We start from the raw sequence: 15,412 nt of genomic DNA on the forward strand, positions 1-15,412 counted from the left end.
CGGTCGGTGTCGGACGGTGTCGGTCGGAGGGTGTCGGACGATTTCAGGACGGCCGAGGCAGGCGCTCGATCGCGACCATGGCGGCGTCGTCCCCCAGATGTCCGCCGACGTGCCGCATCAGGTCCTTGCACAGGTGGGCCAGCAGGGCGTCGGGACCGTGCTCCGCGGCCTTGCCCGCCACCCGTTCCGCGAGCGGGTAGAACGTGCCCCCACCGTCGCGGGCCTCGATGACACCGTCGGTGTAGAGCAGGACGACGTCGCCGTACTCGAAGGCGAACGTCTCCTCGGAGAGCTCGGTCGCCACGAACTCGGTGAGGCCCAGGGGCGGTGCCGGGTGGCGCACTGCAAGGGGACGGACCTGGTCGCCGCGCAACAGCAGTGGCGGCGGATGCCCGCAGTTGATCAGGTGGAGCACCGGCTCGTCGTCCGGGATGTCCAGCGCGGCGGCGGTGATGAACGACTCGCCGCGGTCCTCGGCCGTGGCGTCGAGGGCCGCGGGGTCGTCGAGGTCCGAGGAGACGGTTCCCTCCAGGAAGCTCATGAGCGCCGGCAGGTCGGCCTGTCTGTGGGCCGCGCCCCGGAAGGCGCCGAGCAGGAGCGCGGCGTCCCCGACCGCCTCCAGGCCCTTACCCCGGACATCGCCGATGACGATGCGGATACCGCGCTCCGTACGAGCGGCGGCATACAAATCGCCGCCGATCTGCGCCTCGGATTCGGCGGCCAGGTACACCGAGGCGATGCGCAGTGAACCGACCCGCTGGGGAAGCGGCTTGAGCACCACTTCCTGCGCCGCCGTGGCGACCGACCGCAGCTGCATCAGTTCCCGTTCGTGACGCTCCCGCCGGGCGGCGAACGAGGTCGCGAACGCCGACATCAGGATCAGGGTGATCAGCTGGAACGAGTGGTTCAGATCGACGAGGGTGGTGCGCACCGCCGCCACCACGGCCTGGGCCGTAACGGCGAGCGCGCCGACGTATGCGGTCATGCGCGGCCCGGCGAACGACGCCGTGACGGCGGGCGCGGCCACCAGGAACGGCCCGAGATGGACGCTGGCCGGAGCCAGGATGTCGACCACCGTGACGATCACGATCATCAGGATCGGCACCACCAGCAGCGCCTGAGGCGGCTCCTGCGACCACTGAAGGCCTTTGGGGCGTCTAGGAACCATATGTTCTGGATACACCCCATGGCGCCGCGGCGCCCGCACCGACGCCGACCACGGTCCCGCACCTCTGATCTCCGCTCGGCCCAGGTCCCGCCATAGGGGCCCAATGTGGCCAATTAACGTCGTTCCCTGATTGTCGAGGACATGCCACTCTTGCGCTCGTCTGTCCACGGCCGCTCATGGATCCCGCCGCCAGGAGGCAGCGGGAGGCGGTCGCGGGCCACAGGGGGAACGACATGCTGCGAAGAACGAGAACCGCGATCGGACTGGCAGTGACCGCGCTGGTGGTCGCGCTCTCGGCCCCGGCGGTGCAGGCGGACACGACTGCCCCGACGGGGCCGGCGTCCGACCGCGCCGGGGCGGACAACGCCGTCTACGTGGTCCAGCCACGCTCCGACGGCACCACCTACACCGCCATCTACGAACCCGCCCCGGGCGTCTCGGCCGACGAACTGCGCAGCACTCTGCGCCGGCAGGGCGTGCGCGGCGTGCAGGACGAGAACAGCGCGCTCGGCATCGGCATCGCCGGCTGCTCGCCCATCGTCGGCACCGCCTCCGCCTGGTGCGGCCACAAGTGGGCGTACGGCCCCTTCAACGACCCGCAGGTGTACTTCCTCGACCACAGCGGCGACTCGTGGCCCGTGACCGACGCCCGGGTCGACTGGTACCAGGCCCCCGGCATCGACGCCTACTACCGCTGGCACACCGCCGGTTGCCCCGGGGGCGGGCGGCACTGCGTGCACGTGTACAGCGGCAGCTACGGCACCGCCTGGTACGGGCTGACCGAGGCGTCCACGTCGGGCGGCTACTTCGTCGACGGCAGCGTCACGGTCAAGCTCAACGACCAGGTCACCCCGAACACCTACGCGGCCAGGCGCAGCGTCGCCTGCCACGAGATGGGCCACGCCCTCGGGCTCGACCACAACGGGTCCACCAACAGCTGCCTGTCCGTACCGGAGTTCCCGCAGCACCCGTCGTCGGACGACTTCGCCGTACTGAACCAGCTGTACCCGAAGCCCGGCACCTGACGGTCCTGGGCAGTGGCAGCCTCGGACGCGGTGAGCTGGTTCATCAGCGACTCCGTGTCCGAGGCGCATCCGCCCGTGTGGAGGCCGGCGTCCTACTGTGGGGGATCGCTCGTGACCCGACCAGCAAGGAGCGTCCGGCCGTGAACGTCGAAATACCCTCGCACGTGAGCGACTTGGCCACCGGGCTCGGCACCGGGGTCCCTTACGCCCTGAAGGTCCTGGCCGGCCGACTGGCCGACGACCCGGACATGGGCCGGCCTTCGGGGCTGCCCGGCATCCTCACGGTGATGGTCGACGGCGACGTGTTCGAGGACTGCCCCGACCTGGCCGTCGGCTACATCCGCGAGCCCGATCGGGTCGTGATCCGGCATGTCGCCCCGGCCTCCTTCGTAGAGCCGGAAGCAGACGCGGGGGAGCCAGAGCCAGAGCCGGAACCGGTCGCCGATCCCGCCCTCACCGCGGTCACGGTCCGGGAGGTCGCCGACGCCTGGCACCGTGTCACCCGCCTGCTCCAGCACCACGCCCCCGACTCCTACGCCTCGCTCCGGCCCGGAGCGAGGCCCGCCGCCGTCGCCGTCGTGGAGAACGAACTCCGCATCCGGATACCCGTCGAGCTGAGCGCCCTGTGGTTGTTGACCGCGGGTGACGACGGAGTCGAAGGCTCGGGGTGCCTGCCGGGCAATCGGGCCCTGATGACCTTGGACGCCGTGGTCGAGGTCCACCGGCAGCGGATGGACTCCCAGGCCCAGCACGAGGCGGCCTACGCGGACCGCCCCGAGTACGAACCGGGCACCGTATGGAAGGCGACCTGGATCCCGGTCGTCACCCGCGGCCCGTCCGACCGCACCTCGGGCCTGTACCTGGACGCCGAGACCGGCTACCTGGGTCGCTGGTCCCGTTACAACGATGATTTCGTCGAGGAGCTCGACACGCTCATCACGTACTTGGAAGAGGCCGCCGACATGCTCGAAGCCCCGTCCCTGGCCACTCGGGACAAGCCCGGCCTGGTCGATGGGGCGCTGGTGTGGCTGAGCGGCATCGATCCCGGGCGGGAATCCCGGTGGATGCCGCTGGCTCGCTGACAGCGAGCGGACGGCGAGGCGGCGGCATCTACCCCTGCCCCCTCCCGGTACCCGACCGCCTACTCCGGCTGGGTCGCGATCTGGATCAGGTTGCCGCAGGTGTCGTCGAAGACGGCCGTGGTGACGGGGCCCATCTCCAGGGGCTCCTGGGTGAAGCGGACACCGTGGGCGCGCAGCCGCTCGTACTCCGCGTTGACGTCCGCGACGGCGAACTGGGCCAGCGGAATGCCGTCCTGGACGAGGGTGTCGCGGTAGGTCCGGGCGATCGGGTGACCGACGGGCTCCAGGAGGAGTTCCGTGCCGCCGGGCTCCTCGGGGGAGACGACGGTGAGCCATCGGTCCTTCTCGCCCACGGGGACGTCGTGCTTCTTCACGAAGCCGAGGATCTCCGTGTAGAAGTGCAGGGCCTTGGCCTGGTCGTCGACGAAGACGCTGGTCAGATGGATCTTCATGAGGTGCTCTTCTCCGGTCCGGATGTCTCGGGCACGTGCCACCGCTCGGTGATCTGCCGCAGCGGAGCCGTATTCAGGTCGTGGAACTTGTAGCGGCCCTCCCGCCTGGTCTCGACGAGCCCTGCGGCCTCCAGCACGGCGAGGTGCTGTGAGACTCCCTGGCGGGAAATGGCCAGCTGGTGCTTCATGGCCAGTCGCGAGCAGATCTCGAACAGTGTCTGTCCGGATTTCTCCGTGAGCTCGTCGAGGATGGTGCGACGGGTGGGGTCGGCCAAGGCTTTGAAGAGGTCATCGGCCACGACTCCAGCATAGGCAAGCCGTCGCTTGCCTATCAAGTCGGGATGCGCGCCGAGCCCTCGACCGAGGGGGTGTGTCCGCCCGGCCCACCGATAGCCTGCGTCACCATGACGCGTGTCTGGTTCCTGCCCCTGCTGCTCGTCGTCGTCGGCTCGGCCGTGGCGACCACGCTGTTCCTCGACGGCAGCCCCGGCACGGCCGCCGCACTCCTGCTGGTGTTCGTGCTGCTCGCCGGAGTCAATTCGCCGCTGATCTTCCCGAGGTCGATCGGTGCCCTGGAGGCGCAGCGCCGCAGTGCCGCCGACGGGCGGCCGGTCGTCTACTGGCGCCCGGGCTGCCCGTACTGCATGCGCCTGCGCGTCCGGCTGGGCCGCGCCGCGCGTCAGGCGCACTGGGTCAATATCTGGCGCGACCCGGCCGGCGCGGCGGCGGTGCGGGCCGTCAACGACGGCAACGAGACCGTGCCGACGGTCGTCGTGGCGGGGCAGTCGCACACCAACCCTGATCCGGAATGGGCGCGGGATCACCTCTTCCCCTCCGCGTGATCATCTGAGGTGAAGCCCTTGACATGGATCCGGGGGTCGGGCTTCCTTAGGGTCGTTGCGTATCACGCAGATGTTGTGCAGTGCGCAACTCGTGCGGGTGTTTGGCGCCCGCCCGGCCCGCAACCCCTACACCCCGGAGCAGCGCCTCACATGACTCGTAAGGCACCTGATGAGGACCCCGGCGACGCCCGTCTGAGGGTCGGTTCTCCGAAGGAGTACGCCGCCGGTCTTCCGGCGGTCACCTCCTCGCTGCGGCATGCCGGTGAGCAGATGGGGGTCCGGCGCAGTCTGCTCACGTTGCTCCGGGTCAATCAGAAGGAGGGCTTCGACTGCCCGGGGTGTGCCTGGCCGGAGCCCGAGCATCGGCATCGGGCGGAGTTCTGTGAGAACGGTGCCAAGGCCGTGGCCGAGGAGGCCACCGTCCGCCGGGTCACCGCGGATTTCTTCGCCGAGCACACGCTGGAGGACCTGCTCCCGCGCAGCGACTACTGGCTCGGGCAGCAGGGGCGGCTCACCCGTCCCATGTACCGCCCGGCCGGCAGTGACCGCTATCGGCCGATCTCCTGGGGCGGCGCGTTCGACGTCGTCGCCCGTGAGCTACGCGCTCTTGATCACCCTGATCAAGCCGCCTTCTACACCTCCGGACGGGCGAGCAACGAGGCCGCCTTCCTCTATCAGCTGTTCGTGCGGGGCTTCGGCACCAACAACCTGCCCGACTGCTCCAACATGTGCCACGAGTCCAGCGGTTCGGCCCTGACGGAGACCATCGGGATCGGCAAGGGCAGCGTCACCCTGGAGGACCTCCACGAGGCCGACCTCATCCTCGTGGTCGGCCAGAACCCCGGCACCAACCACCCCCGCATGCTCTCCGCGCTGGAGACGGCCAAGCGGCGAGGCGCCCGTGTCGTCGCGGTCAACCCGCTTCCCGAGGCGGGGCTGCTGCGGTTCAAGAACCCCCAGCGGCCCTCCGGCGTCCTCGGCGGGGGCACCCGGCTTGCCGACCAGTTCCTCCAGATCAGGCTCGGCGGCGACCAGGCCCTGTTCCAGGCCTTCAACCGACTGCTGCTGGAGGCGGAGGACGAGGCCCCCGGCACCTGCTTGGACACCGCCTTCATCGAGCGGCACACGCACTGCTTCGAGGAGTTCGCCGAACACGCCCGCAAGGCGTCCTGGGGCGAGATCCTGGCCGCCACCGGCCTGCCCGAGGAGGAGATCCGGGAAGCGTTCCGCCGTGTGCTGGACGCCGAGAAGATCGTCGTCTGCTGGGCGATGGGGCTCACCCAGCACCAGCACTCCGTGCCCACCATCCGCGACGTCGTCAACTTCCTTCTCCTGCGCGGCAACATCGGCCGACCCGGCGCCGGCCTCTGTCCGGTGCGCGGCCATTCCAACGTGCAGGGCGACCGCACCATGGGCATCTACGAGAAGCCCGACGACGCCTTCCTGGACGCGCTCGGCACCGAGTTCGCCTTCACGCCCCCGCGCCGCCACGGACACGACGCCGTGGACAGCATCCGCGCCATGCGCGACGGAGACGTACGGGTCTTCGTCGCGCTCGGCGGCAACTTCGTCGCCGCGGCACCCGACACCGACCGGACCGAGCAGGCGCTGCGCCGCTGCCGCCTCACCGTCCAGATCTCGACCAAGCTCAACCGGTCCCATGTCATCGCCGGCGAACAGGCCCTCATCCTGCCCTGCCTCGGCCGCACCGAGGCCGACCTGCGGCCCGGCGGGCCCCAACTGGTGACGGTCGAGGACTCCATGGGCATGGTGCACCTCTCCCGGGGCCGGCTCGCGCCCGCGTCCGAGGAACTGCTCAGCGAGGTCGCGATCATCTGCCGCATGGCACGCGCCGCCCTCGGCGAGAGCGGCCCGCAGGTGCCTTGGGAGGAGTTCGAGTCGGACTACGACCGCATCCGGGACCGCATCGAACGCGTCGTCCCCGGCTTCGAGGACTTCAACGCCCGGGTACGGCAGCCGGGCGGCTTCGCGCTGCCCCATCCGCCCCGCGACGAGCGCCGGTTCACGACCGCCACCGGACTCGCCAACTTCACCGCCAATGCGCTGGAGTACCCGGAGGTCCCGCCGGGGCGGCTATTGCTCCAGACGCTGCGCTCGCACGACCAGTACAACACCACGATCTACGGGCTCGACGACCGCTATCGCGGCATCCAGCAGGGGCGACGCGTGCTGTTCCTGCACTCAGAGGATCTTCGCGAACGCGGGCTCGCCGAAGGGGACACGGTCGACATCGTCAGCGAGTTCGGCGACGGCGTGGAGCGCAGGGCACCCGCCTTCCGGACCGTGGCCTACTCGACCCCGCGAGGCTGCTGCGCCGCCTACTTCCCCGAGACCAACGTCCTCGTGCCGCTCGACTCCACGGCCGCCGTGAGCAACACCCCCACCTCGAAGTCCGTCGTCGTCAGGCTGGAACCGACCTCCGCCGGCGCGTAGCCCGCGAAAACCAGGAAGACGGCCGCGCGTCCCCCCCAGCACGCGGCACGCACCGGCGTCTCCGCCCCCGGCCCCGCCGGTCCTTCGGCATGCTCCGAGCCGAAATCGCCCAGCCGCGTGAACCCCCGTCTCCCTCCTTGACCGGCGCCCGGCCCTCCACGATGCTGTGTTGCGGCACATGAGATGAGTGCCGTAATGAGCAACATCTGATTCCGAGTCTCGATCAGCCGAGGAGTGGCCATGACGCACCAGGTCCGTGCTGTCGTCGCGCGGGGCAAGGGCGCCCCCGTCAGCCTGGAGACGATCATCGTGCCCGACCCGGGACCGGGTGAGGCGCTGGTCAAGATCGAGGCCTGCGGGGTCTGCCACACCGATCTGCACTACCGCGAGGGCGGCATCAACGACGACTTCCCCTTCCTGCTCGGCCACGAGGCCGCGGGCGTCGTGGAGTCGGTGGGGGAGGGCGTCACCGACGTCGCACCGGGTGACTTCGTGATCCTCAACTGGCGTGCCGTGTGCGGGAATTGCCGGGCCTGTCGGCGCGGGCGCCCCTGGTACTGCTTCAGCACCCACAACGCCAAGCAGAAGATGACGCTGACCGACGGCACGGAGCTGGCGCCGGCGCTCGGCATCGGCGCGTTCGCGGAGAAGACGCTGGTCGCGGCCGGACAGTGCACCAAGGTCGACCGGACCGCGTCGGCCGCGGCCGCCGGGCTGCTGGGCTGCGGCGTGATGGCCGGCATCGGCGCCGCGATCAACACCGGCAACGTCGGCCGGGGCGACTCGGTCGCCGTCATCGGCTGCGGAGGTGTGGGCGCCGCCGCGATCGCCGGATCCAACCTGGCCGGCGCGGCGAAGGTCATCGCGGTGGACATCGACGACCGCAAGCTGGACACCGCCAGGAAGCTGGGCGCGACCCACACCGTCAACTCCAAGGACACCGACGCCGTCGAGGCGATCCGAGAGCTGACCGGCGGTTTCGGCGCCGACGTCGTGATCGAGGCGGTCGGCCGCCCCGAGACGTACAAGCAGGCCTTCTACGCCCGCGACCTCGCCGGCACCGTCGTCCTGGTCGGTGTGCCGACCCCGGAGATGAAGCTGGAGCTGCCGCTGCTGGACGTCTTCGGGCGCGGTGGCGCACTGAAGTCCTCCTGGTACGGCGACTGCCTGCCGAGCAGGGACTTCCCCATGCTCATCGACCTCTACCTCCAGGGCCGCCTGGACCTCGACGCCTTCGTCACGGAGACCATCGCGCTGGACGACGTGGAGAAGGCCTTCGAGCGGATGCACCACGGCGACGTGCTGCGCTCGGTGGTGGTCCTCTGATGGCCGGCGCCCGCGTCGAGCACCTCGTCACGTCGGGGACGTTCTCCCTGGACGGCGGCACCTGGGACGTCGACAACAACGTGTGGATCGTCGGCGACGACCACGAGGTGATCGTCATCGACGCGGCGCACGACGCCGACGCGATCGCCCGGGCCGTCGGCGACCGTGCCCTTCGGGCGATCGTGTGCACCCACGCCCACAACGACCACATCGACGCGGCGCCCGAACTCGCCGCCCGCACGGGCGCCCCGGTCCTGCTCCACCCGGACGACCTGCCGCTGTGGAAGCAGACCCACCCCGAGCGGGCGCCGGACGCCGAGCTCACCGACGGCCAGCTCATCGCCGTGGCCGGCATCGAGCTGACCGTGCTGCACACGCCCGGCCACGCCCCGGGCGCGGTCTGTCTGCACGCGCCCCGCCTGGGGGCGCTCTTCAGCGGCGACACGCTGTTCCGCGGCGGGCCGGGCGCGACCGGGCGGTCGTACAGCCACTTCCCGACCATCATCGAGTCGATCCGCGACCGGCTGCTGACGCTGCCCGGGGAGACCGTCGTGCACACCGGACACGGCGACACGACCACCGTCGCGGCCGAGGCCCCGCATCTAGAGGAGTGGATCGACCGCGGCTTCTGAGTGCCTGAACAGGGCTTCGTGAGGCGTCCGTTCCACTTGTTTGCGCAGGTGGGCCGGGCGTTTCGCGCTGCCCGGAGGCCGTTCGGCGGGCCGGTGCGAACGAGGCGTTTTGACGCCTTGACAACGCTTCTGAGCGGCCCCCAAACTGACGTTGCGCTTACCGCAATCCGTTTCGCTATACGCACCCGAGGTGTCATGATGATTCCCGCGTGCCGTCTCGCGGATCTCCCGCGAGGCGAGGCCCACCGGCTCGACATCGATCCGCCGGTCTCGGTGTTCCACACCGACGATGGAGAGCTCTTCGCCATCGACGACACCTGCACCCACCAGGACGCGTCGCTCGCCGACGGCTGGCTGGAGGGGCGCGAGGTGGAATGCCCGCTGCATGCTTCGAAGTTCGACCTGAGGACCGGCGCGGTCGACGCCCCGCCGGCGAAGCTTCCGGTCCGGACGCACGAGGTCGTCGTCGACGAGGACGGCATGATCCACGTCCGGCTCTCCACCGAGGCGCCCAACCTGCCGCCCTGCATCGCCGCGCGGCTCGCCGGAGGTCCCGCGTGAGGACCGTCGCCGTGGTCGGCGCCTCCCTCGCCGGCCTGTCGGCGGCGCGCTCACTGCGCAGACAGGGCTACGACGGGCGGCTGGTCGTCATCGGCGACGAGCTCCACCGCCCCTACGACCGGCCCCCGCTGTCCAAGGAGTTCCTCGCCGGCACCCTCGGTGAACCGGAGCTCGCGCTGGAGACGGACGACGAGGACCTGCGGGCCGAGTGGCTGCTCGGCACCCGGGCCGTCGCGCTCGACCACGCGGAGCGCACGCTCCGGCTCGCCGACGGACGTCAGGTCCGCGCCGACGGCTTCGTCATCGCGACCGGTGCCGCGGCCCGCACCCTGCCCGGTTCCGCGGGCCTGGCCGGAGTGCACACCCTGCGCACCCTGGACGACGCCCGCGCCCTGCGCGACGAACTGGCCCTGGGCGGACGGCTGGTGGTGATCGGCGGCGGCTTCATCGGAGCCGAGGTCGCCTCCACCGCCCGCGCCCTCGGGCTGGAGGTCACCGTCGTGGAGGCGGCCCCCGCACCGCTCGCCGGACCCCTCGGCGAGGCCATGGGCGCCGTCGTCTCCGCCCTCCACGCGGACCACGGCGTGGCACTGTTGTGCGGGGTGGGCGTGAAGGGGCTGAGCGGCGAGAGGCGGGTGGACGCCGTCCTGCTGGAGGACGGCCGCACCGTCCCGGCGGACGTCGTCGTGGTCGGGGTGGGCGCCCGCCCGAACGTCGAGTGGCTGGAGGGCTCCGGCGTCGTCCTCGACAACGGCGTCAAGTGCGGTGCGGACGGCCGCACCAGCCTGGCCGGCGTGGTCGCCGTCGGCGACTGCGCCAACTGGTACGACCCGCGCTCGGGCCTGCACCGCCGGGTCGAGCACTGGACCGGCGCGCGTGAGCGTCCCGACGCCGCGATCGCCGCACTGCTGGCGGGCGGCGCCGTGGCACCGGGCGTGCCCCGGCCGCCGTACTTCTGGTCCGACCAGTACGGCGTGAAGATCCAGTTCGCCGGTCACGCGGCCGGCGCCGACAGCGTCACCATCGAGGACGGCACCCCGGACGAGCGCAACGTCCTGGCCGTCTACCGGCGGTCCGGCATCCCGGTCGCCGTGCTCGGAATGAACCAGCCGAGGCTGTTCACGCGCTGGCGCAAGCACCTGGCCGCTCCGCTGTGAGCAGCGAGATGGGTTGTTGTCTTCCCGCGGCGCCGTTGTGGCCGGTCGCGCAGTTCCCCGCGCCCCTGAGGGGCGCTCCCCGACGTCCTCCGAGGAGTGCACCGTGACCTCGACCGGCCTGCCGGACAGCCTGATCGCCACCCTCCCCGGCACCTCCTACACGGATCCGGGGATCTTCGCCCAGGAGCAGGAGCGCATATTCGAGACCATGTGGTTCTGCGTCGCGCGCGCCTCGGAGCTGGCGAAGCCCGGGGCCTTCCGTACCGTCGACGTGGGCCGCGAGAGCATCCTCGTCGCCCGGGCCAGGGACAACGGCATCCGTGCCTGGTTCAACGTGTGCCGGCACCGCGGGGCCAGGATCTGCACGGAGGAGTCCGGCGAGGTCAAGCGGGCCTTCCAGTGCCCGTACCACGCCTGGACGTACGACCTGAACGGCAAGCTCGTGGCCGCCCCCAACCTCACCAAGATGCCCGACGTCGGGCGCACCGAGTACGGGCTGGTGAGCGTGGCCGTGCGGGAATGGCTCGGCTATGTCTGGGTGTGCCTCGCGGAGAACCCGCCGTCCTTCGAGGAGGACGTCATCGGCGAGGTCGTCTCCCGCCTCGGCGACGTCGAGTCGATCGACCGCTACGACATCGACAATCTCCAGGTGGGCCGTCGTATTACCTATGACGTGAAGGCCAACTGGAAGCTCATCATCGAGAACTTCATGGAGTGCTACCACTGCGCCACGATCCACCCCGAACTCACCGAGGTGCTGCCGGAGTTCGCGGACGGCTACGCCGCTCAGTACTACGTGGGCCACGGCGCCGAGTTCGGCGAGGACGTGCAGGGCTTCACCGTGGACGGCTCCGAGGGCCTGGACCGCATTCCCGGCGTCGCCGACGACCAGGACCGCCGCTACTACGCGATCACCGTCAAGCCGCAGGTGTTCATCAACCTCGTCCCGGACCACGTCATCTTCCACCGGATGTACCCGGTGTCCGTGGACCGCACGATCGTGGAGTGCGACTGGCTCTACCTGCCGCACGTCGTCGAGAGCGGCAAGGACGTCAGCCGGTCCGTGGAGCTCTTCGACCGGGTCAACCGCCAGGACTTCGAGGCATGCGAAAGGACCCAGCCCGGCATGGGGTCGCGCATGTACGCCAAGGGTGGCGTGCTGGTGCCCAGCGAGCACCACATCGGTGCGTTCCACGACTGGGTGAACGAGCGCCTCGGCGCCCCCCTGTCGTAGCCGGGCGGATCAGCCCAGGAAGCCCATCCGGTGGCTGATCTCCTCGGCGCCCTTGAGCAGCACCGGGGAGAGCTCGTGCATACGGTCCTCGGTGAGCCGGTAGGCGGGGCCGGAGGCGCTCAGCGCGGCGATGACGTCGCCGTCGCGGTTGCGGACCGGCGCGGCCATCGCATGCAGGCCGATCTCCAGCTCCTCCAGGGTGATGGAGTACCTGCGCTCGCGCGCCTCGGCGAGGTTCTTCTCCAGCTTCGTCTTCGCCGTGATGGTGCGCGCCGTGACCTTCTTCAGGCCGGTCTCCGACAGCAGCGCCGTGCGCTCCTTGGTCGGCAGGTACGCCAGCAGGATCTTGCCGCTCGACGTGGCGTGCAGGGGGGTGAGCTGGCCGACCCAGTTGTGGGCGGTGATCGCTCCGGGACCGCGCACCTGGTACAGGTTGATCGCGTACTGCTCCTGCATCACGGCGATGTTGACCGTCTCGCCGAGTTCCTCGGCCAGGCGCTCGCAGATCGGGCGGCCCTGCTGGGTGATGTCGATACGGCCGGTGACCGCGCCGGCCAGGCGGACGATGCCGAAGCCGAGCCGGTACTTGCCCCGCTCGCCGGCCTGCTCCACGAGGCCGCGCGACTCCAGGGCGCCGAGCAGACGAAACGCGGTGGACTTGTGCACGTCGATCTCGGCCGCCACCTCGCTCACGCCCGCTTCGCCACGCTGGGCGAGGATCTCCAGCACGCTGATCGCCCGGTCCACCGACTGGACGCCGCCGGCCTGCGAATTCGACGTTTCTGTGTCATGGCTGTAGTTGCTCACAGTGAAACTATACGCGTAGTAAACAACATGGCCGCAAGTAACCGGGTCGCAACAAAGACGTTCGAAGTTGCGTTGTTCGCAACCTGGTGCGTATAGCGGGACCGGTCTAGCATGCCACGCGTATCGACGGCGCAAGCGAGACGAGGCACCATGGCTTCCCTGCAATACGACTTCGTCATCGTCGGTGGCGGCTCGGCCGGCAGCGCACTGGCGAACCGGCTCTCGGCGGACCCCGCGAACCGGGTGCTCGTGCTGGAGGCGGGCCGGTCGGACTATCCGTGGGACGTCTTCATTCACATGCCCGCGGCGCTGACCTACCCCATCGGCAGCCGCTTCTACGACTGGAAGTACGAATCCGAGCCCGAGCCCCACATGGGCGGCCGGCGCGTCTACCACGCCCGCGGCAAGGTCCTCGGCGGCTCCTCCAGCATCAACGGCATGATCTTCCAGCGCGGCAACCCCATGGACTACGAGCGCTGGGCCGCCGACCCCGGCATGGAGACCTGGGACTACGCGCACTGCCTGCCGTACTTCCGGCGGATGGAGAACTGCCTCGCCGCCGACCCCGACGACGAGTTCCGCGGCCACGACGGCCCCCTCGTGCTCGAACGCGGCCCCGCCACCAACCCCCTCTTCGGCGCCTTCCTCAAGGCCACCGAGGAAGCCGGGTACGCCCCCACCGACGACGTCAACGGCTACCGGCAGGAAGGCTTCGCCAAGTTCGACCGCAACGTCCACCGCGGACGCCGGCTGTCGGCCTCGAAGGCGTACCTCAAGCCCGTCCGCAAGCGCCCCAACCTCACGGTCAAGACGCGTGCCCTGGTCACCCGAGTCCTGTTCGAGGGCAAGAAGGCCGTCGGCGTCGAATACCAGCGCGGCAAGGGGGCCCCGCAGCAGGTCCGCGCCAAGGAGGTCATCCTCTGCGGCGGCGCCATCAACTCCCCGCAGCTCCTTCAGCTCTCCGGCGTCGGCAACGCCGCCGAACTGCGCGCCCTCGGCATCGACGTCGTGCACGACCTGCCGGGCGTCGGCGAGAACATGCAGGACCACCTCGAGGTCTACATCCAGTACGCCTGCAAGCAGCCCGTCTCCATGCAGCCGTACCTGGCGAAGTGGCGCGCCCCCTTCATCGGCCTGCAGTGGCTGTTCCGGAAGGGCCCGGCCGCGACGAACCACTTCGAGGCCGGCGGCTTCGCCCGCAGCAACGAGGACGTCGACTACCCCAACCTGATGTTCCACTTCCTGCCGATCGCGGTCCGCTACGACGGCTCCGTGCCCGCGGGCGGACACGGCTACCAGGTCCACGTGGGCCCCATGTACTCCGATGCCATCGGCTCCGTGAAGATCAAGAGCAAGGACCCGCGCGAGCACCCGGCCCTGCGCTTCAACTACCTCTCCACCGAGCAGGACCGCCGCGAGTGGGTCGAGTCGATCCGGGTGGCCCGCAAGCTCCTCAACCAGCCCGCGCTCGCCGCCTACAACGACGGGGAGGTCTCGCCCGGACCGTCCGTCAAGACGGACGAGGAGATCCTCGCCTGGGTCGCCAAGGACGGCGAGACCGCTCTGCACCCGTCCTGCACCTGCAAGATGGGCACCGACGAGATGTCCGTCGTCGACCCCACCAGCATGCGGGTGCACGGCGTGGAGGGCCTCAGGGTCGTCGACGCGTCGGTGATGCCGTACGTCACCAACGGCAACATCTACGCCCCGGTGATGATGGTCGCCGAGAAGGCGGCCGACCTGATCCTCGGCAAGGAGCCGCTCGCCCCGTCGAAGGCCGCGTACTACCGCCACCCGGACGCGCAGAAGCAGGCGGAGCGCTAGTTGGCCGCCGCGGGACTGAGGGCGCTGCTGGAACGCGTCCGCTACGAGGTGCTGCCCGCGAGGGCGACCGAGGACAAGGTCCTCGCCCATGTGCCGCGCGACGTCGTCGTCACCGTGACGGCGTCGCCGGTCAAGGGCCTGGAACCCACCCTCGACCTCGCCGTACGCCTCGCCGCGCACGGCTACCGGGTCGTGCCGCACGTGCCGGCCCGGCTGCTGCGCGACGACCTGCACCTGAAGGAGGTCGCGGGCCGGCTCGGCGAGGTGGGCATCGACGACGTCTTCGTCCCCGCGGGTGACGCCGACCCGCCCGCCGGGGTCTACGAGGGGGCCCTGCCGGTGCTGCGCAGGCTGACCGAGCTGGGCAGGCCCTTCGCCCGCGTCGGTGTCACCGGCTACCCGGAGAGCCATCCCCTCATCCATGACGACGTCACCGTCCAGGCCATGTGGGACAAGCGCGAGCACGCCACGTACGTCGTGAGCAACCTCTGCTTCGACCCGCGGCTGCTGGGGGAGTGGATCGGCCGGATACGCCGCCGGGACATCGCCCTGCCGCTGTACGTGGGGGTGGCCGGGCCGGTGCAGCGGGCGAAGCTGCTGGCCATGGCGACGAAGATCGGGGTGGGGGAGTCGACGCGCTTCCTGACGAAACACCCCTCGTGGTTCCTGAGGTTCGCGACGCCCGGTGGGTATGCACCCGAGAGGCTCCTGACCCGCGCCGAGGGGGCACTGACCGCCCCCTCGGCCGGAGTGGCGGGCCTGCATCTGTTCACCTTCAACCAGATCGCCGAGACCGAGCGATGGCGCCGCGCCCTGCTGGACCGCCTCGGCGACTGAACCGGGAGAGG

Annotated in this window: 15 protein-coding genes; 11 read left to right on the top strand and 4 right to left on the bottom strand. The window is 70.3% G+C overall.

The window, feature by feature from the left end; translation table 11 throughout:
* Positions 1-43: 43 nt before the first annotated feature.
* Entirely contained in the window at positions 44-1,168 is a 1,125-nt protein-coding gene (locus CP983_RS39550) for a PP2C family protein-serine/threonine phosphatase (protein ID WP_150505098.1), read from the bottom strand.
* Between the two features lie 233 nt (positions 1,169-1,401).
* On the opposite strand from CP983_RS39550, the gene CP983_RS39555 reads away from it, so the two are divergent.
* Together CP983_RS39555 and CP983_RS39560 are read left to right on the top strand one after the other, a co-directional pair.
* The gene (locus CP983_RS39555) at positions 1,402-2,193 is read left to right on the top strand and encodes a matrixin family metalloprotease (RefSeq protein ID WP_163017263.1); all 792 of its coding nucleotides are present in this window, start codon (positions 1,402-1,404) and stop codon (positions 2,191-2,193) included.
* Between the two features lie 140 nt (positions 2,194-2,333).
* A complete protein-coding gene (locus CP983_RS39560) occupies positions 2,334-3,275 on the top strand; it encodes an SMI1/KNR4 family protein (RefSeq protein ID WP_150505102.1) in 942 nt (313 codons plus the stop codon).
* Between the two features lie 59 nt (positions 3,276-3,334).
* Here CP983_RS39560 and CP983_RS39565 read toward each other — a convergent pair whose 3' ends face one another.
* Positions 3,335-3,727: a VOC family protein gene (locus CP983_RS39565; protein WP_125525614.1), complete on the bottom strand. Its 393-nt coding sequence runs from the start codon at positions 3,725-3,727 to the stop codon at positions 3,335-3,337.
* Entirely contained in the window at positions 3,724-4,026 is a 303-nt protein-coding gene (locus tag CP983_RS39570; protein WP_107911367.1) for an ArsR/SmtB family transcription factor, read from the bottom strand. The genes CP983_RS39565 and CP983_RS39570 overlap by 4 nt, the downstream gene beginning before the upstream one ends.
* A gap of 105 nt (positions 4,027-4,131) precedes the next feature.
* Between CP983_RS39570 and CP983_RS39575 the strand changes: the two genes are divergently transcribed.
* The 7 genes from CP983_RS39575 (at position 4,132) to CP983_RS39605 (ending at position 11,933) form a co-directional block, all read left to right on the top strand.
* On the top strand, positions 4,132-4,569 hold the full coding sequence (locus CP983_RS39575) for a glutaredoxin domain-containing protein (protein WP_150505104.1): 438 nt from the start codon (positions 4,132-4,134) through the stop codon (positions 4,567-4,569).
* Positions 4,570-4,719: 150 nt separating this feature from the next.
* A complete protein-coding gene (locus tag CP983_RS39580) occupies positions 4,720-7,023 on the top strand; it encodes an FdhF/YdeP family oxidoreductase (protein ID WP_150505106.1) in 2,304 nt (767 codons plus the stop codon).
* A 240-nt stretch (positions 7,024-7,263) separates the two neighbouring features.
* Entirely contained in the window at positions 7,264-8,349 is a 1,086-nt protein-coding gene (locus tag CP983_RS39585) for an S-(hydroxymethyl)mycothiol dehydrogenase (protein ID WP_107911361.1), read from the top strand.
* Positions 8,349-8,981 (top strand): MBL fold metallo-hydrolase, encoded by a 633-nt coding sequence (locus CP983_RS39590; protein ID WP_150505108.1) that lies wholly within the window; start codon positions 8,349-8,351, stop codon positions 8,979-8,981. Before CP983_RS39585 ends, CP983_RS39590 begins: the two co-directional genes overlap by 1 nt.
* A 195-nt stretch (positions 8,982-9,176) precedes the next feature.
* Positions 9,177-9,542 carry a bifunctional 3-phenylpropionate/cinnamic acid dioxygenase ferredoxin subunit gene (locus CP983_RS39595; RefSeq protein ID WP_107911357.1) on the top strand — a complete coding sequence of 122 codons (366 nt, stop codon included), beginning with the start codon at positions 9,177-9,179 and terminating at the stop codon, positions 9,540-9,542.
* A complete protein-coding gene (locus CP983_RS39600; protein ID WP_150505110.1) occupies positions 9,539-10,699 on the top strand; it encodes an NAD(P)/FAD-dependent oxidoreductase in 1,161 nt (386 codons plus the stop codon). Before CP983_RS39595 ends, CP983_RS39600 begins: the two co-directional genes overlap by 4 nt.
* 103 nt (positions 10,700-10,802) lie before the next feature.
* Positions 10,803-11,933 carry an aromatic ring-hydroxylating oxygenase subunit alpha gene (locus CP983_RS39605; RefSeq protein ID WP_150505112.1) on the top strand — a complete coding sequence of 377 codons (1,131 nt, stop codon included), beginning with the start codon at positions 10,803-10,805 and terminating at the stop codon, positions 11,931-11,933.
* 9 nt (positions 11,934-11,942) lie between these two features.
* Here the strand turns inward: CP983_RS39605 and CP983_RS39610 are convergent, their stop codons facing one another.
* Positions 11,943-12,740 (bottom strand): IclR family transcriptional regulator, encoded by a 798-nt coding sequence (locus tag CP983_RS39610; RefSeq protein WP_185843863.1) that lies wholly within the window; start codon positions 12,738-12,740, stop codon positions 11,943-11,945.
* Positions 12,741-12,890: 150 nt separating this feature from the next.
* On the opposite strand from CP983_RS39610, the gene betA reads away from it, so the two are divergent.
* Both betA and CP983_RS39620 read left to right on the top strand, forming a co-directional pair.
* Positions 12,891-14,564, top strand: a complete 1,674-nt coding sequence (gene betA, locus CP983_RS39615) for a choline dehydrogenase (RefSeq protein ID WP_150505114.1) — start codon at positions 12,891-12,893, stop codon at positions 14,562-14,564.
* Positions 14,565-15,401, top strand: coding sequence for a methylenetetrahydrofolate reductase (locus tag CP983_RS39620; RefSeq protein ID WP_150505116.1), 837 nt, complete (start codon positions 14,565-14,567; stop codon positions 15,399-15,401).
* Positions 15,402-15,412: the final 11 nt, after the last annotated feature.

Origin of the sequence: Streptomyces chartreusis (genome assembly GCF_008704715.1) — a bacterium.
Classification (GTDB): domain Bacteria; phylum Actinomycetota; class Actinomycetes; order Streptomycetales; family Streptomycetaceae; genus Streptomyces; species Streptomyces chartreusis.

Bases quoted from the DNA above. Each gene is read 5' to 3' on its own strand.
- CP983_RS39550 (WP_150505098.1), bottom strand. From the start codon at position 1,168: ATGGTTCCTAGACGCCCCAAAGGCCTTCAGTGGTCGCAGGAGCCGCCT.
- CP983_RS39555 (WP_163017263.1), top strand. From the start codon at position 1,402: ATGCTGCGAAGAACGAGAACCGCGATCGGACTGGCAGTGACCGCGCTG.
- CP983_RS39565 (WP_125525614.1), bottom strand. From the start codon at position 3,727: ATGAAGATCCATCTGACCAGCGTCTTCGTCGACGACCAGGCCAAGGCC.
- CP983_RS39575 (WP_150505104.1), top strand. From the start codon at position 4,132: ATGACGCGTGTCTGGTTCCTGCCCCTGCTGCTCGTCGTCGTCGGCTCG.
- CP983_RS39580 (WP_150505106.1), top strand. From the start codon at position 4,720: ATGACTCGTAAGGCACCTGATGAGGACCCCGGCGACGCCCGTCTGAGG.
- CP983_RS39585 (WP_107911361.1), top strand. From the start codon at position 7,264: ATGACGCACCAGGTCCGTGCTGTCGTCGCGCGGGGCAAGGGCGCCCCC.
- CP983_RS39590 (WP_150505108.1), top strand. From the start codon at position 8,349: ATGGCCGGCGCCCGCGTCGAGCACCTCGTCACGTCGGGGACGTTCTCC.
- CP983_RS39595 (WP_107911357.1), top strand. From the start codon at position 9,177: ATGATGATTCCCGCGTGCCGTCTCGCGGATCTCCCGCGAGGCGAGGCC.
- betA (WP_150505114.1), top strand. From the start codon at position 12,891: ATGGCTTCCCTGCAATACGACTTCGTCATCGTCGGTGGCGGCTCGGCC.